Origin of the sequence: Desulfitibacter sp. BRH_c19 (assembly GCA_001515945.1) — a bacterium.
Lineage (GTDB): Bacteria > Bacillota > DSM-16504 > Desulfitibacterales > Desulfitibacteraceae > Desulfitibacter.
The window spans coordinates 71,433-94,877 of record LOER01000036.1 but is presented as its reverse complement, the minus strand read 5'-3'; the positions used below and the strand labels follow the sequence as shown (position 1 = coordinate 94,877).

General features: G+C 34.8%; 25 protein-coding genes, 1 pseudogene and 1 other annotated feature. Of the genes and pseudogenes, 2 read left to right on the top strand and 24 right to left on the bottom strand.

The annotated features are described in order from the left end of the window. Positions 1 to 412: 412 nt before the first annotated feature. The 14 genes from APF76_00725 to APF76_00660 form a co-directional block, all read right to left on the bottom strand. On the bottom strand, positions 413 to 1,552 hold the full coding sequence (locus tag APF76_00725) for a hypothetical protein (protein ID KUO49800.1): 1,140 nt from the start codon (positions 1,550 to 1,552) through the stop codon (positions 413 to 415). Between the two features lie 35 nt (positions 1,553 to 1,587). Continuing rightward, positions 1,588 to 2,838, bottom strand: coding sequence for a hypothetical protein (locus APF76_00720; protein KUO49799.1), 1,251 nt, complete (start codon positions 2,836 to 2,838; stop codon positions 1,588 to 1,590). Positions 2,839 to 2,901: 63 nt separating this feature from the next. After that, positions 2,902 to 3,762, bottom strand: a complete 861-nt coding sequence (locus tag APF76_00715; protein KUO49798.1) for a hypothetical protein — start codon at positions 3,760 to 3,762, stop codon at positions 2,902 to 2,904. Between the two features lie 292 nt (positions 3,763 to 4,054). Beyond that, positions 4,055 to 4,939, bottom strand: a complete 885-nt coding sequence (locus tag APF76_00710) for a hypothetical protein (GenBank protein KUO49797.1) — start codon at positions 4,937 to 4,939, stop codon at positions 4,055 to 4,057. Positions 4,940 to 5,177: 238 nt separating this feature from the next. Continuing rightward, positions 5,178 to 5,387, bottom strand: coding sequence for a hypothetical protein (locus APF76_00705; GenBank protein KUO49796.1), 210 nt, complete (start codon positions 5,385 to 5,387; stop codon positions 5,178 to 5,180). 5 nt (positions 5,388 to 5,392) lie between these two features. Further along, entirely contained in the window at positions 5,393 to 6,067 is a 675-nt protein-coding gene (locus APF76_00700; GenBank protein ID KUO49795.1) for a cytochrome C assembly protein, read from the bottom strand. 15 nt (positions 6,068 to 6,082) lie between these two features. After that, positions 6,083 to 6,757, bottom strand: coding sequence for a hypothetical protein (locus tag APF76_00695; GenBank protein ID KUO49794.1), 675 nt, complete (start codon positions 6,755 to 6,757; stop codon positions 6,083 to 6,085). Further along, positions 6,757 to 7,458, bottom strand: coding sequence for a hypothetical protein (locus APF76_00690; GenBank protein ID KUO49793.1), 702 nt, complete (start codon positions 7,456 to 7,458; stop codon positions 6,757 to 6,759). Before APF76_00690 ends, APF76_00695 begins: the two co-directional genes overlap by 1 nt. Next, positions 7,455 to 9,368 carry a hypothetical protein gene (locus APF76_00685; protein KUO49792.1) on the bottom strand — a complete coding sequence of 638 codons (1,914 nt, stop codon included), beginning with the start codon at positions 9,366 to 9,368 and terminating at the stop codon, positions 7,455 to 7,457. Before APF76_00685 ends, APF76_00690 begins: the two co-directional genes overlap by 4 nt. Before the next feature lie 11 nt (positions 9,369 to 9,379). After that, positions 9,380 to 9,757: a hypothetical protein gene (locus APF76_00680; GenBank protein ID KUO49791.1), complete on the bottom strand. Its 378-nt coding sequence runs from the start codon at positions 9,755 to 9,757 to the stop codon at positions 9,380 to 9,382. Between the two features lie 168 nt (positions 9,758 to 9,925). After that, positions 9,926 to 10,360, bottom strand: coding sequence for a hypothetical protein (locus APF76_00675; GenBank protein KUO49790.1), 435 nt, complete (start codon positions 10,358 to 10,360; stop codon positions 9,926 to 9,928). A 66-nt stretch (positions 10,361 to 10,426) separates the two neighbouring features. After that, a complete protein-coding gene (locus tag APF76_00670) occupies positions 10,427 to 11,209 on the bottom strand; it encodes a hypothetical protein (protein KUO49789.1) in 783 nt (260 codons plus the stop codon). Positions 11,210 to 11,324: 115 nt separating this feature from the next. Then, a complete protein-coding gene (locus APF76_00665; protein KUO49788.1) occupies positions 11,325 to 11,645 on the bottom strand; it encodes a hypothetical protein in 321 nt (106 codons plus the stop codon). A 202-nt stretch (positions 11,646 to 11,847) separates the two neighbouring features. Continuing rightward, positions 11,848 to 12,072, bottom strand: a complete 225-nt coding sequence (locus APF76_00660) for a hypothetical protein (GenBank protein ID KUO49787.1) — start codon at positions 12,070 to 12,072, stop codon at positions 11,848 to 11,850. Between the two features lie 239 nt (positions 12,073 to 12,311). Here APF76_00660 and APF76_00655 point away from each other — a divergent pair, with 239 nt between their 5' ends. Continuing rightward, a complete protein-coding gene (locus tag APF76_00655) occupies positions 12,312 to 13,079 on the top strand; it encodes an adenine nucleotide alpha hydrolase (protein ID KUO49786.1) in 768 nt (255 codons plus the stop codon). Between the two features lie 5 nt (positions 13,080 to 13,084). Here APF76_00655 and APF76_00650 read toward each other — a convergent pair whose 3' ends face one another. From APF76_00650 to APF76_00615, 8 genes are all read right to left on the bottom strand, one after another. Then, complete coding sequence (locus APF76_00650) at positions 13,085 to 13,993, bottom strand: thioredoxin reductase (protein KUO49785.1); 909 nt, start codon at positions 13,991 to 13,993, stop codon at positions 13,085 to 13,087. An 82-nt stretch (positions 13,994 to 14,075) separates the two neighbouring features. After that, positions 14,076 to 14,459, bottom strand: coding sequence for a CoA-binding protein (locus APF76_00645; GenBank protein ID KUO49784.1), 384 nt, complete (start codon positions 14,457 to 14,459; stop codon positions 14,076 to 14,078). A 62-nt stretch (positions 14,460 to 14,521) separates the two neighbouring features. Then, positions 14,522 to 15,949 carry a hypothetical protein gene (locus APF76_00640; protein KUO49783.1) on the bottom strand — a complete coding sequence of 476 codons (1,428 nt, stop codon included), beginning with the start codon at positions 15,947 to 15,949 and terminating at the stop codon, positions 14,522 to 14,524. 160 nt (positions 15,950 to 16,109) lie between these two features. Continuing rightward, entirely contained in the window at positions 16,110 to 16,961 is an 852-nt protein-coding gene (locus APF76_00635; protein ID KUO49782.1) for a hypothetical protein, read from the bottom strand. Position 16,962: 1 nt separating this feature from the next. Continuing rightward, positions 16,963 to 17,736: a hypothetical protein gene (locus APF76_00630; GenBank protein ID KUO49781.1), complete on the bottom strand. Its 774-nt coding sequence runs from the start codon at positions 17,734 to 17,736 to the stop codon at positions 16,963 to 16,965. Between the two features lies 1 nt (position 17,737). Continuing rightward, positions 17,738 to 17,959, bottom strand: a complete 222-nt coding sequence (locus tag APF76_00625) for a cobalamin biosynthesis protein CbiN (GenBank protein KUO49883.1) — start codon at positions 17,957 to 17,959, stop codon at positions 17,738 to 17,740. Positions 17,960 to 18,040: 81 nt separating this feature from the next. Continuing rightward, complete coding sequence (locus tag APF76_00620; GenBank protein ID KUO49780.1) at positions 18,041 to 18,763, bottom strand: cobalamin biosynthesis protein CbiM; 723 nt, start codon at positions 18,761 to 18,763, stop codon at positions 18,041 to 18,043. Then, complete coding sequence (locus APF76_00615; GenBank protein KUO49779.1) at positions 18,760 to 19,533, bottom strand: hypothetical protein; 774 nt, start codon at positions 19,531 to 19,533, stop codon at positions 18,760 to 18,762. The genes APF76_00620 and APF76_00615 overlap by 4 nt, the downstream gene beginning before the upstream one ends. A 311-nt stretch (positions 19,534 to 19,844) precedes the next feature. Then, positions 19,845 to 20,025 (bottom strand) — a binding site (cobalamin riboswitch). 289 nt (positions 20,026 to 20,314) lie between these two features. Here APF76_00615 and APF76_00610 point away from each other — a divergent pair. After that, a pseudogene (locus tag APF76_00610) lies at positions 20,315 to 21,076 on the top strand. A gap of 148 nt (positions 21,077 to 21,224) precedes the next feature. On the opposite strand, the gene APF76_00605 reads toward APF76_00610, so the two are convergent. Together APF76_00605 and APF76_00600 are read right to left on the bottom strand one after the other, a co-directional pair. Beyond that, complete coding sequence (locus APF76_00605; protein KUO49778.1) at positions 21,225 to 21,998, bottom strand: hypothetical protein; 774 nt, start codon at positions 21,996 to 21,998, stop codon at positions 21,225 to 21,227. Positions 21,999 to 22,018: 20 nt separating this feature from the next. Beyond that, positions 22,019 to 23,371: a hydroxydechloroatrazine ethylaminohydrolase gene (locus APF76_00600; GenBank protein KUO49777.1), complete on the bottom strand. Its 1,353-nt coding sequence runs from the start codon at positions 23,369 to 23,371 to the stop codon at positions 22,019 to 22,021. Positions 23,372 to 23,445: the final 74 nt, after the last annotated feature.

The window sequence follows — 23,445 nt, the reverse complement described above, 5'->3', positions numbered from 1 at the left end:
TTACTGCACATATCACAGTGCTGTGGGGCGGTCCAATCAGTAAAGGATATCTTGTCCAAAAGATATATGTCTGGAGGCATTTCATAAACTTCTACAAATTCATCTATTGCAGTTTCAATATGCTCGTCACACACCACGTACATATATTTCACCTACTTTTAGTTGATGGGTAAATTCTAACATTCTATACTCATTTTAGCAACTACGATAAAACAAAACTTGGCTTGCGCCAGTAGTTCTAGCACTGTGTCTTTTGCAATGCGTAGAAATACCAGTACTATAGTGCGCCAAGTCCTTAGACGCAGGCGGAAGCCTTAGTCTTTGTGAATACTATCTACCTTGTTTGAACTTATATTTTCTGATAGTACAAAATATAAGGCAGGAGATCATCCCCTGCCTTGTTTAATGTTTTTTATTGTCTAGGCATTTCACCTAGTTTAACATTAAATTCCATTCTTTTATTGTCTCTTATGACAACAATCTTGGTTTCATCCCCGACTTCGCTGTTTCTTAAAATTTGCTGTAAATCATCATATGTCTGAATTGTTTTCCCTTTTATTTCTACTATGACATCTCCTGGTTTCATGCCAGCACCTGCTGCAGGCCCTCCAGATACAACACCACCAACATAAATACCTTCGGGAAGATTATACCACTCTGACATTTGTGGAGTAATTTCTCTGAAGTCAAATATTCCGATAAAAGGTCTGCTTACATATCCTTTATCAATTAACTGATCAATAATAGGCCTTACAACATGCGCAGGAATTGCAAAACCCATTCCTTCTACATCTGCCCTGGCTATTTTAACGCTATTTATTCCTATTACTTCACCCCGCGAATTAACTAGTGCTCCTCCAGAGTTTCCAGGATTAATAGCTGCATCAGTTTGAATAACTGACAGGGTAATTTCCTCACCAGTAGATCCTGCAACAGTAATTTCTCTATCTAATGCACTAATTACTCCTACTGTTACTGATCTAGCAAAATCTTTACCCAGAGGATTTCCTATAGCTACTGCCATTTCTCCCACTCTTAGTTTAGAAGAATCTCCAAACTTTGCTTCAGGTAAGTCATCAGCATCAATCTGTAAAACCGCCATATCGGTATCTCTATCAAAACCTATAAGTTCTGCTTCATAATGATTGCCATCATCAAGAGTTACTTGCAAATTAGTAGCTCCATCAACCACATGAAAGTTTGTTACTATATACCCATTATTCTTATCGAAAATAACACCTGAACCGGAACTCATGATAGGATTGTTAAAAAAATCATGTCCCCTCATATTAGTAATACCAACTACTGCAGGACCAACAGTTTCTGCAATAGAAATTACTGGCGAATCTTCCACATTAAATGGAACAACGGGTAATTCGGAATAATCCTGTCCTGGTTCAGTTACTTGTGGTGGTTGTTCCAATGTTAAAAAAGAAGGTGCCATAAACAGAACAAATATCCCCCCCAATAAAGCACTTAAAATACTTAGGATAATTAAGAATAAAAATCCGGGCCTTCTGCTACCACTATCATAATTAGAAAAGTGACCCATTTAAATCCCCCGTTTCTCTAGTGTTATATTAACTACTAAACTAACTTAACATCTGCCTTTAAAGCAGTAAGCTTTTCCAACCAACTTTCATACCCATTGTCTATGAATTGTGCATTACTGATTTCTGTTTTTCCATGTGCCAATAAACCAGCTGTTATAAGTGCCGCTGCTCCCCTACTATCATTTGCATTTACAGATGCTCCCAACAACTTCTCAATCCCTGATATAACTGCTGTATTACCTTCCACTTTAATTTTTGCACCAAGCCTTCGTAATTCACCTATATGTTGAAACCTACTTTTAAATACTTTTTCTGAAATTATACTTGTATTTAATGCTGTAGTCAATACAGCAGTAATAGTAGGCTGAAGATCAGTTGGAAAACCGGGGTACGGTGTTGCTTTTACATTGATGGATTTCAATCTGTGGGCACCTATGACTCTGACAGCCCCCTCACTTTCTATTACTTCTGCTCCAGCTTCTCTTATTTTGGCTGTTACTGGCTTAAGATGTCTGTTTACAATTCCATTTAGAGTAATATCATTCCTATTTGTAGCTGCCATTATCATAAAAGTACCTGCTTCCATTCTATCAGGCATAATTGTATACCTAACAGGATTTAATGCAGAAACACCCTTAATCTTAACACTATCAGTTCCTGCTCCCCTTATTTTAGCACCCATAAATGTTAAAAAACTTGCCATGTTCACTATCTCCGGATCTTTTGCTGCGCCTTCTATTACAGTCACACAGTCACCCAATACTGAATTTAATATAAGGTTCTCAGTAGCACCAACACTAGGATAGTCTAAATAAATCTTACTATCCCTTTTGTTATGTCCTATAACTTTAATTTGACCATTTTCTATGTCTGCATGAATACCTTTTAAATTAAAACCTTTTAAATGAAGATCAACCGGTCTTGGCCCAAGATTATCATTTCCAGGTAGGGATATGGATGACTCACCGAATCTCCCAACTAAAGGTCCTAAGAATAGAATAGATGCATGAAGCTCTTTAGAATAATTATAGCCAATTGTACTAGAATTTAAATCCGAGCAATCTATAGAAAGTTGATTGGTATTAACCCATTTATATTTCACGCCTATACTCTCTGCAACATTGAGCATTACATTTACATCATTAACCCTTGGTACATTATCAAGGACTATTTCTCCATTAACAAGAAGACAAGCAGCAATAATAGCAATACTAGCATTTTTAGAGCCACTAATATAAACGTTACCTTTTAGAGTTTCCCCGCCATTTACAATAGCCCTTTTCATAGGATCACCCGCTTACCCTCTATTTGTTAATAGATATTCGAGGAATCTGCGAGTATTCCTGCATTAATGATATGTAATATGTATATTATTAATTACCCTTAAAATTCCAGGAACGGATGCCGCCAATACTTCTGCCGCTTTTTTTGAGCTAGGGGTATAAACCTCACCACTTAGGTAAGCTGTACCCGCAACAACAAAAGCCGAAATATTTTCATCGTTAATATGTGGTTGCTGAGATAGCAATATTCTTATTCTTTTTGTAAATCTATTATCTTGCACACCGCTTTCTGCTGCATGTAATTTATTCAAAATCTTCCTAACCCCATCTACTGCTGAAGAGATTTCTTCTGCAAGTACTGCTTGATTAGCATTATCTACTGTTCCATTTAGAATAACCTTTCCTTCCTTTACCTCTGTTTGTATATCTTGCGCATCCAGCTTCTCCTCAAGAGAGAATAATCTTTCAATCTCATTTACTAAGGATGCATCATCCTTCTTAAATTCATCTTTAAGTTTCAATTTACTTATTACTTCCTTAACACCTAAAACCTTTGTAGCAAGCATCATGGCCTTTCTTTCTTGAGCTATGTTTTTAATATTGCCCATGAGCAGAACTATTCCTTTATGAACCTCTACACTTATTCCATCTAAATCTGGCTTCACAATCAGTTTTTTCTCTATCATTTCAGTAACCTTGTCATCGCCGATTTCACCATCAGTAGAAATAACTAGATTGTTTTCAACTTTTTTAACCCCAGGAATTTTTCTAACTACACTTTCCACTTTAGTTCTATCATTTAAAACATCAACTACCCCTGACACAGATGCAATGCCCTTACGAACATTAACATTTATATCGGACATCCCGTCCTTCATTAAGGCTGTCATTATTGCATCCTTCACTTGGGAGTCATTTAATTTCATTCAGGTCTACCTCCCTGTTATTAATTGTTTGTTTAACCTACCTAACATAACAATACTTTTTGAACTTGCGTCACTAAATATTTTACCTCTATATCATGAAGGTTATTCGAAGATAGCAAGTTAATGAATTCTATGCAAAAAAAGAAGGCAGTTTTTAGTCTTACCAAGGACCTGTTGCTTTTAAAAGCCTTATTTGGCTTTTAACGTGGGGTTTTATATATTGGAGGTCAGTTAAAGGAGTTACATATATCTTAAAACATAAATATGAAGTAACTGTGAAGTAAATTTAAAATTAATATGAAGTTTTAGATATTTCTTCAAACTGTCTTAAAGTTTTTCCAGTTGCAATTTGAAATGCTTGGTTTAGTGTTTTACCGGTACCTAGGTTATTTAAAATTGTGTTTAATCCTTGATAACCATACTGGTCCACAAGCCATTCAATCATAAGTAGTGATTGACTGTAAGCAAGTGATTGATTTGGTAATTTATCAAAATCTCTATCCATGTGTTTAAAATCATACCAATCCGACTTATCAGTTTCTAATGCCACATTGTCAAATTGAAATCCTGTTATCTCTTTTTCGATTAACTGGGCAATACCTTCAGTAAACCATCGAGTGTAGTTTCCTCTTGTCCTGTAATCAACTACTAGATGGGCATATTCATGAACCATTGGCCCATTCTTACGAAACTTCTCCTTGGCTTTATCGTCGGACAAATCATCATCTAGCCATTCATTTGGTGATAGGATTCTTATTACACCTGCCCAATAAACACCCATGGCACTTTCATCAGCATCCCAACCAAAGCTCTTTCCAAGACTTTCACTATTAGGGTAAACAACAATGGGTACTTTGCTTTCATCTGAGTAATCCAAAATTTCATTTACTTTCTCGAAATCCATTTTTATTGTATCAAGTACTAGATCTATTTTATCTGCATCCTGCTCTTGATATTTAAGAAAAAACTGTTTATCCCTAAGGGAATTCCAATCTCTTGTTTTAAATTCTATATCTTTTTTAGCAGTTTCTCTCACAAAGCTATACGCAATGGATTTTGGTAAAGCAGGACTTTTAATTGATAATGACATTAAAATAAGAATAAATGTCAATGCAATGTTTATACACAACCTAAATAACCTTCTCGTCAGCTGTAATAAATCAGCCTTTTGCAGCATGGTTAGCCCCTCCCCCTATTGCTAACTTGCAGCCACTATTGAAATAAAGTTCTTGTTAACCAGTGAACTTCTGGGCACATTAAATTATACTATGATTCTAGCTCCAATATCATTGGAAAATATTATAGTATTGGGTTTTAGTATGGTTTTTGATAGTGAAATAAAAAAGCCTTAGAAACGTAAACCTAAAATGGTTTTAGTCTCCTTGGCTAATTATATTAAACATGTTGAATTTTTATCAACTTGGCTTAACTCTAGCTCCATGGTATTTTTCGTTTCCCTTTTCCTCAAGTAATTCCACACTATTTGACTCATGCTCATATTCTTTAAGTAATTTTGATAAAAATTCCAATTCCTCTCTAATGTTCTTCTCCCTTCTACTTAAAATAAGCAAATAAGTACTAATGCTTGCCCAGATAACCAGACATGCTACCCATAAATATATCAATATAATCACTCCCAAGTAATAAGATTAATTGCTTCCCTTTTTCGAATAGCCAGAGTGTCTTTGATCTGCAGTAGGTCGTAGGACTGTTTTAACATGTAAAAATAAAGCAAACTAAAGCTAACTAGAGTAAATACTAATGTAAAGACCATTTCTCCAGTTAATCCTCCACCTGTTACTATTGGAGGATGGAGCCTGCGCCCCCACCATTCTACTGAAAAATACACAAGGGGAACATTTAAAAAGCCTACTATACCAAAAATTGCTGCAATACTCTGTTTACCCGTCTCATTTGTTGCTGAGCTTCTGACAACAAGATAGGCTATATAAATAAACCACAATATAAGAGTGGTAGTTAACTTTGGTTCCCAAGTCCACCAAGTTCCCCAGGCAACTCTAGCCCAAATTGGTCCCGTAAGAAGCACAATAGTAATAAAGAGGGTGCCCAGTTCAGCAGATGATGCCGCAACTCTATCAAATTTTGAATCCTTAGTAATTAAGAATAACATGCTACTAAGAAAAACAACGAAGAACGCAAAAAAACCTGTCCAGGCAGAAGCTACATGAAAGTAGAATATCTTTTGAATTGGTCCCATTACTCTTTCTTCAGGAGCGTAAAGAAATACTGTTGTTATAGCTAAGGCCATACCTACAAATATCAAAATACGTAATTTTTTATCCATTTTGCCACCTCCTTCTCATTCATCGGTTAAATTTTCTATAAAAAGACTAGGAACAATAATTACTCCAACATTATAAAAAAGTATAATTTTTAACCACTGAGATAATTGTTCCTCGCTACCAATTAAAACTAGATTACTTGCCTCCACTAAACTTATTAATAAGGGAATTAATAATGGTAAGAGGATAACAGGCAATAGGATTTCTCCACCTTTAATCCGTATTACCATTAGACCAACAAGAATAGTAATAGCACTTAATGCGTGGGCCCCCAAGAGGTGAACAAGAAATAATTTGCCCATTGAACTTGTCTCAAGGCTTATTTGGAAAAAGACCATGAACATCAATACCATGAATACCTGGAGGATTGTTAACATAAAAAATATTGCTAAACTCTTCCCCCAAAATACAGCTTGTTTGCTTACAGGAGACATGAATATTGCTGCAATACAGTTATTTTCTTGATCTACATAAATGGACCGGTTAACTACAAGTATTACAGTAAAAGTAATTGCTATCCATAGGAGTCCAGCAAAGAGCCTTCTATCTATTGTAGTATCTATAAAAATTATGGAAAAAACAAAAGCCAGTAAAAAGGCAAAAAACATGCCTAAGCCTATGACTGTTTTTTGTTTCTTTTCTAGTAGAATTTCTTTTTCTATCAAAACTGATACTTCTCTTATAAATTCCATTAAACCCTACCACCACTAACAACTATTTTTCTATTTTGGTCAACTTCGGTATCCTCACAAGGAAACTCAATCTGACTTACGGAACCTTTTTTTAATACTACAATTTGATGAGCTATGGAAATGAACCTGTCCACATCATGAAGTGCAATGATTATATATTTTTCTTGGATTAACAGTTCCTTGATAAACTTAACAACTTTTTCTTGAGTCTTAATATCTAGACCTGTAAGTGGTTCATCTAATATAACAATTTCAGGTCGATGCATCAATGCTCGAGCAATAGAAGCCTTTTGCTTCATTCCTTTTGAAAGCTCAGCTACCGCTTGATCTATATAAGTCATAAATCCTATACTTTTTTCCAACCTTTCTATTTCATCAGAAAAGTCCTTTACATTATATAACCGTGCAAATAAAAGTAAGTTCTCTCTCACAGTCAAGTTTTCATAAAGCATCAATTCATGACCAGAGTATCCAACTACCTTCCTATATGAAGAGTCATATGTACAGGGCTTGGATTGCCATACAATGCTTCCCCGAGTGGGTCGTGTAAGGCATCCTAGAATCCTTAGCAAGGTTGATTTACCGGCACCATTATGACCTGATAAAATTGTCAAGGTCCCCTTTGGTACTGCGAATTTTATATTATTCAGTATTTGAATTCCGTTTACGGTCTTTGAAATGTTTTCAATTTCAAGTGTCATTTTAGTTCCTTCCTAGATTTTAAAAAGGCTATAAAACCTCCGAAAGCTAATAAAAATCCTCCAAACCAAATCATTCGCATAAGTGGGTTGATGTGTATTATAAATGTTGCCTGTTGACCCAGTTCATCCCATCCTGCCATTTGCACATAGACATCTTTAGCCCAGTTTCCATCAATAGCAACCCTAGAAATAGGCTGCCAATTTTCATAGAAAGCCCTACTAGGCTTCAAATCATAAAGGATTTCCTCTCCATTAGATACAGGCAAACTGGCATAAACAGTCATTTCAGCAATATCTGGAACATTATTTAATCCTTCATAAGTAATATGGTAACCAGATACTTCTGTTGTTTCTCCATAGGTAAGTGTTTTGGTATAATCCTGTGAATAAACTTGAGTTGTAATTACTCCAACTGCAAGTATTACAATACCTAAATGTACCACGTGTGCACCAATAGGCGTTTTATAAAATAGATTACCATACTTAATCTTACCTTCTTTAAGTCTTTTGACTATCATACTCATAGTTTCTTTGAAAATGGATATAAATGCTAATACACAGACTATATAACCGATTACGGCTGTGATAGGTCCCTTGGCGAAATAGTAAATCAGACCTCCCACTCCAAAGGAGATCGTTAACAGGATTACTATCCATTTTATTTGTTTTGTGCTAATTTTATTTCCATAACCTATAGCAGGCCAAATTCCCATTAGAAGTATAGTTGTTGCAAATAATGGAGCTGTAATAGTATTAAAAAATTCCTGAGTAAGGTTTATCTTATCTCCAGTAATAAATGGGGTAAATAGTGGGTAGATAGTGGCAATCCATACTAAAAACCCAGTAATGGATAATATTAAAGCTCCCCCAACCAAAATATTAATTCCGATAGTATCTTTTTTTGTTGTATCACCTATAACCTTTGACCGATATACAAGATAAACAAGCACTACTATTACCAAAATTATATAAGTTAAAAAATATATTCCCGAACCAGTATCGCTAAAGGCATGAACTGACTGTAAAATACCGCTTCTCACAATGAAAGTTCCAAAAATAGTCACAAGGTACGCAGAAGCAATTAGAAATATATTCCATGCCTTATAAATAGAAAATTTTCTTTCAAGATGTACAGTATGTAAAAGTGCAGTCACAAGTAGCCATGGTACAAAGGAAGCATTCTCTACTGGATCCCACGCCCAATAACCACCCCACCCTAGCTCCTGATAGGCCCACATGGCTCCTAACAAATTTCCAAGGGTTAAAAATATCCAACTCGCTAATATCCAAACTCTAGCCTTATCAGTCCAAGTCTTTTTTGTGGGAAATATTAAGTAGGATATAGCTAACCCAAAGGGTACCACCAGTAAGCCATAACCAACAAAAAGGGTAAATGGATGAGAAATCATATAGGCATTTCTTAACATTGGATTTAGCCCCACCCCTTGCTGTGCCTGTACTTCCATTAAAGAAAATGGATTAGATTTAGCAAGCAGGATAAGTAAAAAGAGACAAATATTAAAGATAATAACACCAATAACAGGTAGGCTTGTATAGTCTTTTCTCTTTCTTTCAGAAAACAAGTATATTACGAGAACTAACCCTAAAAGTCCTGTCCAAAAAAGAAGCGAACCAGCATCACCTGCCCAAAATGCACTTATTTTATATATTAAGGGCAAATAATCACTCGTGTAGGTATAAGCATAAACAACTCCATAATCACCTTTAATAAGTATGGATAAAAGCGCAAAACATGATATTCCAATACAGATAACTGTTGCTATGGATAACCTCTGTACGCTTTTTACCCATAATTTCTTTTGGCTGTAGCATCCCTGTACGAGTAAGATTACACTCATAACTGCTATCAGTAATCCTATTCCTAAAGAAAAGCTTCCTAAAGATCCCATAATTCACCTCATTACTTTGCATCATATTTTGAAGGACAACGCGTTTGCAATTTATTAGCATTAAAAACGCCTTCTCGGTAATAACCTTCCACCATAATTTCTACCTCATCCAAATCCATAACAGTACTAATAGGCTTGTTATATACAACAGGTATCGAGTATTCACCGTCAGTTAGATAAAAACTTAGCTCTTGAAGTGAACTATCCCACTGTACTGAATCTGGGTCAGCTAACCCTACCAGCATAAGTTGTCTATCTACAACTTCCTCTTCTATAAGGTTAGCGAAGGAAGTCTCATAGCTAACCTGTACATTCTGTGAAAATGTAAATAGCGTGTAAGAGGATATAGACAACAGGATAAAAACTAGTAGTATTTTTGAAAGTTTCACATTATCACCTCTTAACCATTATTTACTAGTTATGAGATTTTTATTTACTATAAAATAATATTTGTTAAAAAGAATTTTTAATAATTGTGCATATAATGCAAAGAAATACCCAGGAGGTAAAAAATGCCCTGGGTATTTAATAGTATATATAAACTTATTCCCTATGCCCTATTCTTCTTTACTTCCACCCTCACCAATTACAATTCTTTTAGTAAAATACGTTTTCCTAATATCACTAGCTTTTTCGACCCAAGCATCAATACCAATTGTTTTCATTAAACAAAGATTATATAGCTTTATATTGTGAGGAAATCTATCTGCACCGTCAGCAAGTGGCATCAAATATTCGCAAGGGAAAGTATCACAGTTAAAACAATAATTTACTCCTTTTTCGTTAGCGCAATCACGTGTTTTGCAGCTCTTGCCTTGAATTTTCAGGAACAAACATACGTTGCCGTCAATACAACCGTTACAAGTTATTTTATCTTTAGGTATTTTTGTGCTGGATGATAATCTAGTTTGCAGTTCCTCTGTTACATTGTCTTCAAAAAGCTCACAGTTAAAGCAATCAATACCACATGGTGCTATAATTTTTTGTTTCATAGTAAATGCCCCCCGTTTAAATTTGTTTGTCTTTCATTTACTTAGACATTTACTTAGACAAAAGGGTTACATTATTTCTACTGCTCCCTTTAATTTATTAATAAACTCATCTTTCGTCCATATTGCTTCAACATTATATAAATAATCAATCTTCCTCAGTACAGATAGATTTCTAAAATGATCTTTTTTGAGTTCTTCTGTTTTTGCTTGATAATGTCCCATAGGTATTTCCAAATTATGATCTCTCATAAACTTAATCCATAAATAGCACTTGCATGGTTTCTCAGGGTCAATCAAATTACAGCGCATTTCAAACAACTCTTGAAGCTTTTTTCTGCCTCTGTGAAGAGTCACCTTAACATTTTCAAGAGATATATCTAAGACCTCAGCAATTTCTTGATTTTTAAGCTTCATGCAGGTCTTTAATAAGAAACATATTCTTTGATTCTTAGGCAAACAGTTCAAAAAGCCTTGTAAGCATTTTTCTCGCATCTCATCAATGATCAAATTATCATCATAATGAGGAGTATAACTAATACTATCAAAAAACTCTTTTTCACTAATTCTTAAATCTTCAGTAATCCTAGTCACTGGCAACCTATCAATATATTGAAAAAATGTATTACTTTCATTGATTACAATTCTATATATCCATGTATATAACTCTGATTCACCCTTAAATTTTTGAATATTTTTATAGGCTCTTAAAAATGAATTCTGCAAAACATCTTCAGCATCTTGATGGTTTCCAATCATTCTATATACACATGAATACAGTTTCTCATAGCTATCATCAAAAATACTCTCAAGCTTTACTATTAAATCATTTGTTTTCACATTACTTTTCATATAATACCCCTTATCCACGTTATCTTTGTACTTTTCACCACTAATATAGTGAGATAGCTCATAGCAGTATACTCTTGGACAATTTCTCTAAAAGATTATAGAAAATACGCAGTAATTAATCTTTCTTCTTACTAAGTCTTGAAATACCAATCAATAAAAAAATGATACTTATTGCCCATATGATTCCAGCCTGCCCAATTTGAAGAGACGTATTTTCAGATGACATGGTGGTACCAGGCAATAAAGTAGCACCAGTAATTACATTTATCCATTTTACAACGGCAAAGGAAAATATTATAAAATGGGCTATTAGCCAAATAAAAGCATTTTCCTTACTTTTAAACCATAACCTCAAAACAGTACCTAAAGCTATGGAGATTACAATAGTATAAGCACCAATAAGTAGTGGTATTGTTTCCGATTCCATAGGTATCATAATCATCAAACCTTTCTTAGTAGCATCAGTAATAGTAACCTATATTTGGTTCTGTTCTTAATTTTTTCTATATTTTTCCTTAAAATCCTTCAAGTGACTGATAATATATAATCTAGCTCAATCATTTTGAATAATATTGTGAAACTATGTCAAAATAGTCGCATGAAAGAAAGCCAACCATATGGTTGACTCCTACTTGACCTTACTTAACTTCGTAGCCTGCTTCTGTTACAGCTTCCTTGATTTTTTCTTCAGTAATTTTGTCTTTTTCAAATGATACAGTTGCATTATTTGCTTCAAGGTTTACCTCAGCCTCACTAACTCCATCTAAAGTTCTTAACGCATCCTCTACTGCTTTTTTACAATGGCCGCATGACATACCTTCAATACTTATAGTGATAGATTGTAATCCTTTGTCATTACCCACTTAAAATCACCTCCTATTTTAATAGCTTCGTTTTCACCCTATTAATTATTATATAAAATCTGGCCCATGACAAACCTTAAGTTATAGGTGTAAGCTTAATTTACACATTTGATAGTGGACCTATGCAAAATAACTTTGTTTTTGCTATAATAATGAAATATACTTCCACCCATTTTGTTTGTATTAATAGTCTAGAGCAGGAATCTTAGTTACTATTCTTTAATAAAGGAGCTTTTATTGTGACATTAAACATAAAAAGAACTGACAGGAAATGGTTTCTTACGCCAGTTAAAAAGAATATCTATAATTATCAAATGATTGAGGACGGGGACAGAGTTGCAGTAGGTTTATCAGGGGGCAAAGATAGTTCAACCCTCTTTTATATTCTGTCAGCCCTCCAAAAACAGCTGCCTATTAAGTTTGACTTAGTACCAATCACACTTACACTAGGTTTTGATGATATGGATATTACACCCTTAATAAACTTTGTTTCAAGTTTAGAAGAAAAGCTTAACATTGAACCTACGCTGATAGCTAAAATTGTATTTGACATTAGGCAAGAGAAAAATCCCTGTGCTCTATGTGCTAACCTTAGAAGGGGAGCACTTTATGAGACAGCAAAAAAGTTAAATTGCAATAAGGTTGCCCTTGGACATCACCTAGATGATGCCATTGAAACATTTTTCATGAATCTAATCTTTAATGGACAGATGGGTATTTTTCAACCTAAATCTTATCTAGATAGAACTGATATTACTCTTATCAGACCGTTAATTTCTCTTGAAGAAAGTACAATTATTAAGATCGTTACAACTAAAAACATTCCTGTTGTAAAAAATCCCTGTCCAGCAAACAAAAAGACAAAAAGAGAAGAAATCAAAAAACTTGTCTCTAGCTTAAGCGAGGATTATTCTGATATTCGCTATAAATTCTTATGTGCTGTCCAAAATGTAGCTTTAGAAAACTTCTGGAACAAAGATCAGTACACTAAACCTAATATCAGATGATTGATTTACTTCTCACCAAGATATCTTTCTGCAGACATTGCAGCTGTTGCTCCATCTCCGACTGCAGTAGATACTTGACGAAAAAATTTCTCTCTAACATCTCCAGCTGCAAATACTCCAGGCAGATTTGTAGTTAAAAAACTATCTGTCTGGATATAGCCATTTTCGTTCAAATCTAAACCCTCAAGCCATTCTGTATTTGGTACTGTCCCAATAAATACAAAAACGCCATCTATATCTTCTTCTCTTCCCACTCCTGTTTTTATATCTTTTACAACTATTTTTTCTACACCCTTGTTACCCTTGATTTCCTCAACAACAGTACTATATACAAACTTTATTTTAGGATTATTTATGGCTCTTTCCTGAAGAATTTTCGTTGCCCTTAACTCATCGCGCCTATGTATAATTTGTACTTGACTAGCAAACTTTGTTAAAAAGATAGCCTCTTCAACAGCAGAATCTCCCCCACCTACTACTGCAACTTTTTTACCCTTAAAAAAGGCTCCATCACAGGTGGCGCAATAAGAGACCCCTCTACCCTGGAATTTTCCTTCACCTTGCACACCTAATTTTCTAGCTTGTGCTCCTGAAGCTATAATCACGGACATTGCCTCAATATTATTATTGGTTGTTTTTATTTTCTTAATATCATCATGTAAATCTACGTTCAGTACATCTTCTATTATCATTTCTGCACCAAACTGGGTAGCTTGTTGATAAAACTTCATCATTAAATCAGGCCCGGATACTCCTTCTGGAAATCCAGGAAAATTTTCTATCCAGCTAGTTAAAGCCGCTTGTCCACCAGGCATACTCTTTTCAATAATAATTGTTTTCCTACCACTTCTAGCAGTATAAAGAGCAGCAGTCAACCCTGCAGGCCCTCCCCCAACTATTGCTACATCATGCATTTAAATTCACCTCATTTGAGAATTTCCAAAATTTTATCGCACAAAAACTCAACTCTTCCACGGAAAATAAAATGACTCTATGTTATTTTTGACAACCATGGGCAATCTTTATGCATTGGTCCATCACTACTTCTAATCCTGCCTTTTTGGCAACGTCTGCTGCCTCCTCATTAACAATGCCTAATTGCATCCATATACTTTTAGCATCAATCTTAATCGCTTTTTCTATTACAGGCATTACTTCTGATGACTTTCTAAAGATATTAACTATATCGACTTTTTTCTCAGCAGGTATTGATAAAAGGTCTGGGTATGCTTTAATACCTAAAAACTCCTCTAATTTTGGATTTACAGGAATAACTTCAAACCCTGCATCCATTAGATATTTTGCAACCATATGGCTATCCCTAGATGGTTTATTAGAAACACCCACTACTGCAATTGTTTTAATATTACTTAGATCCATAATATATCTCACATCCCTCTTATATTATAGCAAAGCCCCGGCATATTATCCGGGGCTTAAATCTAGTTTCTCACGTATTTTGTGGGATTATCCGGTTGGCCATTAATTCTTACCTCAAAGTGCAAATGGGGTCCTGTACTATTTCCTGTACTCCCAACCTTTGCAACTAAATCTCCTCTTTTTACCTGGGCTCCAGAACTAACTAATCTCTGAGATGCATGAGCATAATAGGTAGTAACACCATCACCATGGTCAACAATAACCAAGTTGCCATATCCACCTCTCCAACCTGAGAATATAACACTTCCCGCTTCGGCTGAATAAATTGGATCCCCTGTTTTACCACTAATATCTATACCTGTATGGAACCCACCACTTCTATATCCATAGGGTGATGTAATTGAACCCCTTATAGGCCAAGCGAGGGGGCCTGACCCACCTCCACCCCTGGAAGCTGTCATCACTTTAGTTCCAACAGAAACCACCTTGGTTTTAGGTTCTTCAATTACCACTTCATCCACTATTTTCTTTTCTAAAATTTTCCCGTTTTCAACCTCTATAAAGTATGTAACTTCTTTTTTACCACTCGATCCTGCTTCCTGAACCTTTTGTTGACCCCTAAAAAGTGAGTCTGTGTTAACATACTTTACTGGAGATGATATTGCCTGCTCTGCAACCTGCTCATATTTTACTTGAACATTAAATGCAGGTTCGGGCTTTATTAGTCTCACATCTTGCCCAATATTCAACAAAGTTCCATTTATTTCTGGGTTAGCTTCCTCTAATTCTGAAACTCTCATCCCATTCTTTTCAGCAATGGTCCAGAGTGAGTCACCTGATTCAACTTGATAATAAGTGACCTCTTCTTCGCCAAATTTGAGAGCTTCTAAAGCGTCTTCATAACTTACTATATCTTCCTTATCAACCTCTACTGGCTCAATAGTAATTTTTTCTGCTGCTTTTAACTCTAAAATATTTATTTCATCGCTATCACTATTAGCAGGTAAATAACTTTCTTTTACATCTTGTACAACCTTTTCGGCTAGCTTCATATCCTCTAATATTACTTTTTCTTGACCATCAACAAAAATACCAAAAGCTCCATAATGGAACACTAAAGTTTCCTCTAAAACACTAGCTGCCTGATCCTCTTCCATTATTTCATCTTTTTTTGCTTTTATGGGTTCAAATTCAATAGTACTAATACAACTTAAACTTAAACCATCTACTTCTTTTTCCTTATGCAGAGCCTCTACTATTTCTTCAACCTGTTGCTGGCCTTTTGCTATACCAATAACTGAACCATCAACTTTAACACTAACTGCATTTGGTTGGGCATATATATTGAATGAAAATACACCTATTATAATTATTACAAATAACGCTCCAATTACTCCCTTATATCTATTGAAGTTTTTTATCTTTAATCCTCCAAAACCTGAATTGTCCATCTCTTCTCTACTCGTTGGTGACACTATACCCCCACACATCCTCCCCTTCGAGATTTTACAATTTTACAGTCCCCTTATCTATATTATGCATCTGAGCCTGTCCATATTGTCCTAACTTTTCTAAAAGATGAAATTTCTACATAGAAAGTATAACATAAATTGATAAATATCTGAAGAAAAAAATCTCGGATATTGTCGCTTAATTAATATTATTTTTTATTCCAACAAACGCCTCAAAAAGATCTTCTTTATTTTTTGGGGGTTCTGAGTCTGGTTTTACTAAACCACATCCCTTTAGCTGTAACCATATTTCAAGTATTAAAGGTGTTTCAAGATGTGAACTAATTAAAATTGAATCATTTGAAAAGACTCTACTTGGATTACCCTCTTCTACAATTTGTCCACTATCAAGTATAAATACTGTATCTGCCCATGAATATGCAAGGTCAACATCATGGGTTGATATAAGAACTGTTGTCCCATTTATTTGAAGCTGATTTAGGACATCAACCATTATCTTAGCATTATATGGATCAAGACCTGCAGTAGGTTCATCACACACTATTACTTCTGGTTCCATAACCAATACACCTGCCAAAGCTACCATTTTTTTTTGACCAACACTCAAGAAATGTGTAGGCTTATTATATAAATTGCTTATACCCAGCTGTTCCCCAATCTGATGTATCTTCTTTAAAGCAATCTCTTTAGATACTCCTATATTCATTAAACCAAAGGAAATATCCTGTATCACACTTGCCGAAAAAAGCTGATTATCAGGATTTTGAAAAAGAACTCCTACAGTTCTCTTTAGATTGTTTAAAAAGCTCTTTTGATATATATATTGCTTTCCATTATAATACATTCCTCCAGAGGTGGGTTTTAATAAGCCATTTAGGTGTAAAAGGAGTGTTGATTTGCCTGCACCGTTTGGTCCTAGTATAGCTGCCTTACTATTAATTTCTACTGCCATATTTACATCATTAAGTGCTTTTGTTCCATCACCATATTGGTAGAATATATCTTTTGCCTCTAATATAAATTTTGTCAAATTAAAACCTCCCAATGATGTACATAAAAACAAGTAGGCTATCAAAAGCAATTATTCCTGCAAGGTTCTGTTTTTTAGGCTTGTATTCTTCCTCAATAACTCTTAATTCCCCACTAAAACCTCGAGAAAGAAGAGAATTGTATGTTTCATCTGTATTGTTCAGACACTTTAAAAATAGGTTGGAACATAAACAAGATAATGATTTTAGCTTACCTATAAAGCCATTATATCCACATCTAGATAATTGTGATATGTATATATGATTAGCCGTCCTCAAAAATACAAAAATATTATTATAAATAAGGACCATTAAATCTACTATAATATTTGGAAACCTAAGCTTGCGAAGAACATATATAATTTGGATAATTGGTGTGGTAAGTGCCAAGAAGTATAAACAGGTTACTGATGCCAAAGCTCTGAAAAATAAACCTATAAAAGTATAAAGAGACTCATTGGTCACCCCAATCCATATAGAACCCACCTTAAATGAGACAATAAAATTTACAGATTCAGTAGTAATACTTACTGCAATTGCCATACAACCAACTAGCAGAAAACCCATGGGTAATAGCATTAATTTAAAAAACATTTTAAAGTTAATCTTAGCTGCAATAACTACTAATACTGTCATTGCTATTATAACAAAGACAGAAATGGCAATGGAATTTAGAATAAGTACCAGAGACATAGTAAGAATTGCAAATATGAATTTTTCTCCGGGATGAACATTCCGGAGAAGGGAAAAATGAGCAAATTGATCAATATTTATCATGTTACACCACGCCTATTCCTTTTTTTTTACCAATTTTGTAACCAATATAAAAACATATGAACCCAGCACCTAAAGCGGCCTGAAGTGCAAATAATAAACTCTCTATTTCTCCACCAGGAGGCTCCCATACAGAATTAAACCAGGGTTCATAATTTGAGTTTATTTCTCCAACTGCTTCTTCTGCTATCCCATCAGCACCTTCAAACTCCACACCAAAATTCATTATCAATGGAACTATAATCAATATCACTACCAATAGAAGTAATAGTAAATTTTTCTTTACAGACACAGAATTCCCCACCCATTATGATAAATTTAGACCCTCTATCTCTTGCTTACTGTAAACATAAAGTAAGTTTATAACCATCACCGTTAAAATTCCTTCAATTATAGAAATGGGAATCTGGGTAACTCCAAAAACACCTACAAATTTTATCCATGATGCATAAAATCCCCCCACCTCTGATGGATGGGCTAATGCTAGCTGAAAAGCTGTAACCATATAAGTTGCAAAGCTTCCAACAGCTGCTCCTGAAAAAACCGATACCCCTCTGGGAACACCAAGCCTTTTTAAAAGTATATAAACTCCGTATGTAACAAATGGACCAATTATAGCCATTGAAAAGACATTTGCACCTAATGTGGTTATTCCGCCATGTGCTAAAAGAATGGCCTGAAACAAAAGGACAATCAGTCCTATTACAACCATAATAGCGGGTCCAAAAAGAATGGCACCCAATCCTACACCAGTAGCATGTGATGAGCTGCCAGTAATAGATGGAAGCTTTAGTGCCGACAAGACAAATGTAAAGGCTCCAGCGAAGGCAATGAGTAGAATTGCTTTTGGGTTTTCTTTAACAATTTTACTAATATGTCTAACCCCTATAATTAAAAAGGGCAAAGTTACAATTGACCAAAATCCAGCCCACTGAATGGGTAGAAATCCTTCCATGATATGCATTGCAGCTGCATCCGTAGGGGTAATAAGCAACCACAATAGTATTACAAGTCCAGTTAAAATGTTCATATAGTATCCCCCTTCATTTTATTCAATAGTTTTAATATCTCTGAAATGTTATAAGCAGTAAGATATCTATCAGATAATTTTCTTTTAATAACTACAATAGGTATTTTAAGTTCCAAAGCTGCTGCAATTTTATTATCCGTACCTCCAGATTTTCCACTATCCCTGGTTACTATAATATCCGCATTGCACATTTTAAAGGTAGCTTTGTTTATTCTGACAGAAAATGGCCCCTGCATAGCAATAATATCTTTTGAAACTACACCTATGTCTTGACACTTTTTAATTACTTTCCAGTCAGGCAAAACACGAACCACTATTCTCCTGTCCGTTAATGAATCACTTTTGATAAATTTCTCTAGATTATAGCTGCCTGTTGTTAAAAAAATCGTACCTACTTCTTTGCCTCTTACTTCGTCAACTGCCTCTTCAAAAGAATAAACGGTTCTAATCAGCGGTTCTTTAGGCAGTTCAAGCTCTTCTCGTAAGTAGCGTATATAGGTGGGTTTTTTACTTAGGCTACAGGCTATATTTTGAAAATTATTACTAATTTCTAAATCAGCATCAATGATACAACTTATCTTCGAAGCTTCATCTGAATTAATCATGTCTTGAAATACATTTCCTTTTAACAAGAAGTCCTTACATGCAGACTTTTTGAGCCTCTCAAGACAGGTTTTGTTTTTGGCAAGTATTCCTATAGAATATCCTTCTGTAGCAATTTTTTCAGCAATTTCTACTCCTTCTTTTACTCCCACGATTAGCAAAATCATTTTTGCTTCACCTCAAACCATTGATTATAATCAGTTAATAATATGCACAAAAAAACAGCACCAAACTAAACACCTCCAATTAAGATGTATTAGAATAGGCTGCTTACTGGCTATAGTATCATCATATGCTTAAGTCCTCTTAAGCATATTCCCCTTACAGTCATAGGCTCGGATTCTCACCGATTTCTTTTTAAGCTCAATCCCTCAGAAAAAAGCACCCTTTGTTAAATTAATAAAAACTCTATACCTTAACGGTATAGAGCTAAAATTATTTCAAAAAAAATAATCTATCACCCATACGCCGTGGGTATTTCAGAAATTATTAAACAAGCAGGTTTCCTGACTTAGGATCATAGCCATTTTTTACGCCTTCCCAGTTTAACCAGTGGCATTTGTAAAAAGGCTCTCCATTACAGTGGCGGGACCGTGCTGGATTTTCACCAGCTTCCCTCGATTCCATATAACATGGAAACTTATTTAATATTAGTATTTAATTTATCTTTATTTTAACATGTACCCTATAATTATTCAATGATAATTCTTGTCTTTTCTTGTACAAACAAGTAAATTGCTGCTTCTAATCTAATCTTCTGTAAAAAGCACCCCATCTCATAGGGCTTTTCAATCTCTTCATTGTGATTCACAGCATTAGCATGGCAGCCACCACTACAAAGATATCTTGCCCAGCAAACCTTACATTCCTTATTATAAATATGCGCATTCTTGAAGCTCTGGACTAGCTCACGTCTCTTTTACACCTTAACCGAAAATATAAATCCTGAAACCCTTGCGGCTGAACACGGACTTTAAGGTTAAGAGCAGGAGAATTGCACGTGATATTAATGTGACGCTGCCAAGCGGGAAAAAAGTTAAGAAAACGGTGTATGAAAAGCAGGTAGTTTTTTGGGGAAGAAAATATGCTTTAAAGGCTAAGGCAGAGCGTGAGGAGGTCTTAAAAAAGGCTCATGATCTGGCTGCTAATCCACAAAAATATACTAAGGCCACGTCTTACGGCGCGGCTAAGTATGTGAAGAACCTGAAGTTTGATGAAGCAACCGGTGAAGTTCTTGATGTTAAAGAGCGTCCTGTCTTTAATTCCGTAAAAGTAGTTGAGGAAGAAAAGTATGACGGGTACTACGCTATTGTTACAAGTGAAATGGATATGTCTGATATGGAAGTTATTGAGACTTATCGGGGCTTATGGGAGATTGAGGAGACATTCCGCGTTACTAAGGGGGTATTAGAAACACGTCCGGTATATGTATCACTTAAGGATCATATTAACGCCCACTTTCTGACTTGTTTCATAGCTCTTACTATTATGCGAATCATTCAAAGGAAAACTGGCAAGCTTTACTCTGCTGAAAGGATTGTTGAGTGTTTAAATAAAATATCCTGTTTTAATGAACATGAGAATATCTACTTGTTCGATTACAGAAGTGAGATTTCTGATGCTATTGGGGAAGTACTGGGGATTGATTTCACTAATAAAAGACTCCGTCTTGGGGATATAAAAAAAAATTTGGCGCAGGCCAAAAAATGAGGTTTTACCCTACATATTTATGACAAAATACTAAGGCCGCTATCGCCCTTATATCAAGGAGTTGCGGCCATTTTTTTGTGATTTTGCTGTAAAAGCCAGGTTATTAGTGCCATTATAGAGTGTCTTTTAATAAAAAAATAGCCCAGATTTAAAAATCCGAGCCATAATTTTTGGAGGAGTTCATTATTAGATTTAAGATTTCTTCTATCTTATCCATTAAATAATTCGATATTTCTTCCCCTGTTTTTTCTGATATATTAGTAGCATCTCCCATAACACCTGATTCAGAAACATCTGAACTTAACCAATCATTACTATAGTCATTCAACTCAACAATCGTAGATAAGTTTTCTTGTGAAATATTTTTTCTAATATAATCTAAGTTTATATAACTCAATAGTGACGTCTCAATCTCTCCAGCATGTATATCATTTTTAATATTGGTTTTAATTAAACTATCTGCACCTTTAAAAAACGAAGATGCCCATAGATCAATATTATATATCTTTACATTGTATTTAAACCTTAAGTCTTGAACGATTGAATGTAGAGTAGCTGTATTACCTCCATGAGAGTTTAAAAGTATAAATTGTTTAAAACCATTAAAATTCATAGATTTTATAATATCTTCTGTTATAGCAATTAATGTTGATAATTGTAAAGATATTGTGCCAGGAAAGTTTAAATGTTCAATGCTTTTCCCATATTTTATAACAGGAAGTATTAGTATTAAAGCATTCACTGGTAAATCTAAATTGTTAATATTTTTTAAAACATGTTCTAAAATAATATCATCTGTACCTAAAGGCAAGTGTAATCCATGTTGTTCTATTGAACTTATGGGTATCATACAAAAAGTCTTTTCCTTATCTAGCTTAGCTGTTTCTTCCCATGTAAGTTCACTTAAAAATACTGCCTTCAAAAGAGCACACCCCTTTTTTGTTAAAGTATCATTCTTTCTACTAAACTATTAGATTTTAGGACAACCTCGTTTTCATCTATATTGCATAATTCTCCATTTTTTACTACTATCTTTCCATTAACTATTGTAAAGTCTACAGGCCTATTAAACCCTACAGTTCCTAACATTGATTTAGGATCTAAGTGTGCACCAGCCAATTCTAATCGATTTGTATTTATAACAAACATATCAGCCGCTTTACCAACTTCCAACGAACCTATATCTTTTCTTCCTAGTACATTAGCACTTCCTTTTGTTGCAATTTTTAAAATGTCATATCCACTAGGAGCTTTAGAACTGTAGTGTAATCTGTGTATCAAATACGAGGCCCTTATCTCTGCAAGCAAGTTTGAACAATCATTGCTAGCACTTCCATCAACCGCAAGACCTAAAGGCACTCCCATTTCTAACATTAACGGTACCTTTGCGACCCCTGAAGCTAATTTTTGATTTGACACAGGGCAGTGTGCGACACCTGTTTGAGTTTCTGCAAGCTTACGTATTTCTTCATCCGAAAAATGAATGCCATGGGCAAACCATACATCTTCACCAAGCCACCCTAAGCTTTCCATATAATCAAGAGGTCTCATATTAAAGTTATCTAAACAATAATTGTTTTCATCCATTGTTTCTGCTAAATGGGTATGTAATCTCACCCCTTTTTCTCTAGCTAATTTTGCAGCGTCTTTCATCAAATCTGATGTGACACTAAACGGAGAACAAGGTGCAATAACTACTTGTTGCATTGAGAAATTATCTGGATTATGGTATTTTTCAATTAGTCTATTGCAATCATCCAATATTTCAGCAACACCTTGTACTAAATCATCTGGTGGGAGACCTCCATCACTTTTCCCTCTAGACATACTGCCCCTTGAAGCATGAAATCGTATACCCAATTTTTCTGCTGCATCAAACTGCATGTCAATAAATTGGTCAGACTTTTTTTTAGGAAATACATAATGATGATCAAAACAAGTTGTACAACCATATTTCAAAAGTTCACCCATGCCTACTAGAGAACTGTAATAAATTATATCATTATTAAGCTTTCTCCAAATTTCATACAGGGTTACCAACCAATCGAAAAGCTCCATATTCTGTACTTGTGGCAGATTACGCGTGAATGTTTGATATAAATGATGATGTGTGTTTATTAGTCCTGGGTAAACAAATGAAGATGATCCATTAATTATTTCCTCAGCATCAAAGGTCTCTTTCCCAATATATTTTATTTTTTCATTTTCAATCAAGATATTTTGGTTTTTTAGTACCCTATCTTCGTTATCAAGTGTTATAATAGCCTGTGCATTTTTTATCATAATTGTTGACATATCTAACACCTCTCATTTTGTTGTTAGGGCCGCAAGTTAACCCTATTAAACAGATAATTTAAGTATCCCTCAAT

Excerpts from the sequence above, each read along its gene's own strand:
- APF76_00725 (KUO49800.1), bottom strand. The coding sequence starts at position 1,552 with ATGGGTCACTTTTCTAATTATGATAGTGGTAGCAGAAGGCCCGGATTT.
- APF76_00720 (KUO49799.1), bottom strand. The coding sequence starts at position 2,838 with ATGAAAAGGGCTATTGTAAATGGCGGGGAAACTCTAAAAGGTAACGTT.
- APF76_00715 (KUO49798.1), bottom strand. The coding sequence starts at position 3,762 with ATGAAATTAAATGACTCCCAAGTGAAGGATGCAATAATGACAGCCTTA.
- APF76_00710 (KUO49797.1), bottom strand. The coding sequence starts at position 4,939 with ATGCTGCAAAAGGCTGATTTATTACAGCTGACGAGAAGGTTATTTAGG.
- APF76_00700 (KUO49795.1), bottom strand. The coding sequence starts at position 6,067 with ATGGATAAAAAATTACGTATTTTGATATTTGTAGGTATGGCCTTAGCT.
- APF76_00695 (KUO49794.1), bottom strand. The coding sequence starts at position 6,757 with ATGGAATTTATAAGAGAAGTATCAGTTTTGATAGAAAAAGAAATTCTA.
- APF76_00690 (KUO49793.1), bottom strand. The coding sequence starts at position 7,458 with ATGACACTTGAAATTGAAAACATTTCAAAGACCGTAAACGGAATTCAA.
- APF76_00685 (KUO49792.1), bottom strand. The coding sequence starts at position 9,368 with ATGGGATCTTTAGGAAGCTTTTCTTTAGGAATAGGATTACTGATAGCA.
- APF76_00675 (KUO49790.1), bottom strand. The coding sequence starts at position 10,360 with ATGAAACAAAAAATTATAGCACCATGTGGTATTGATTGCTTTAACTGT.
- APF76_00670 (KUO49789.1), bottom strand. The coding sequence starts at position 11,209 with ATGAAAAGTAATGTGAAAACAAATGATTTAATAGTAAAGCTTGAGAGT.
- APF76_00665 (KUO49788.1), bottom strand. The coding sequence starts at position 11,645 with ATGATACCTATGGAATCGGAAACAATACCACTACTTATTGGTGCTTAT.
- APF76_00650 (KUO49785.1), bottom strand. The coding sequence starts at position 13,993 with ATGCATGATGTAGCAATAGTTGGGGGAGGGCCTGCAGGGTTGACTGCT.
- APF76_00645 (KUO49784.1), bottom strand. The coding sequence starts at position 14,459 with ATGGATCTAAGTAATATTAAAACAATTGCAGTAGTGGGTGTTTCTAAT.
- APF76_00640 (KUO49783.1), bottom strand. The coding sequence starts at position 15,949 with ATGTGTGGGGGTATAGTGTCACCAACGAGTAGAGAAGAGATGGACAAT.
- APF76_00630 (KUO49781.1), bottom strand. The coding sequence starts at position 17,736 with ATGATAAATATTGATCAATTTGCTCATTTTTCCCTTCTCCGGAATGTT.
- APF76_00625 (KUO49883.1), bottom strand. The coding sequence starts at position 17,959 with ATGAATTTTGGTGTGGAGTTTGAAGGTGCTGATGGGATAGCAGAAGAA.
- APF76_00620 (KUO49780.1), bottom strand. The coding sequence starts at position 18,763 with ATGAACATTTTAACTGGACTTGTAATACTATTGTGGTTGCTTATTACC.
- APF76_00615 (KUO49779.1), bottom strand. The coding sequence starts at position 19,533 with ATGATTTTGCTAATCGTGGGAGTAAAAGAAGGAGTAGAAATTGCTGAA.
- APF76_00600 (KUO49777.1), bottom strand. The coding sequence starts at position 23,371 with ATGTCAACAATTATGATAAAAAATGCACAGGCTATTATAACACTTGAT.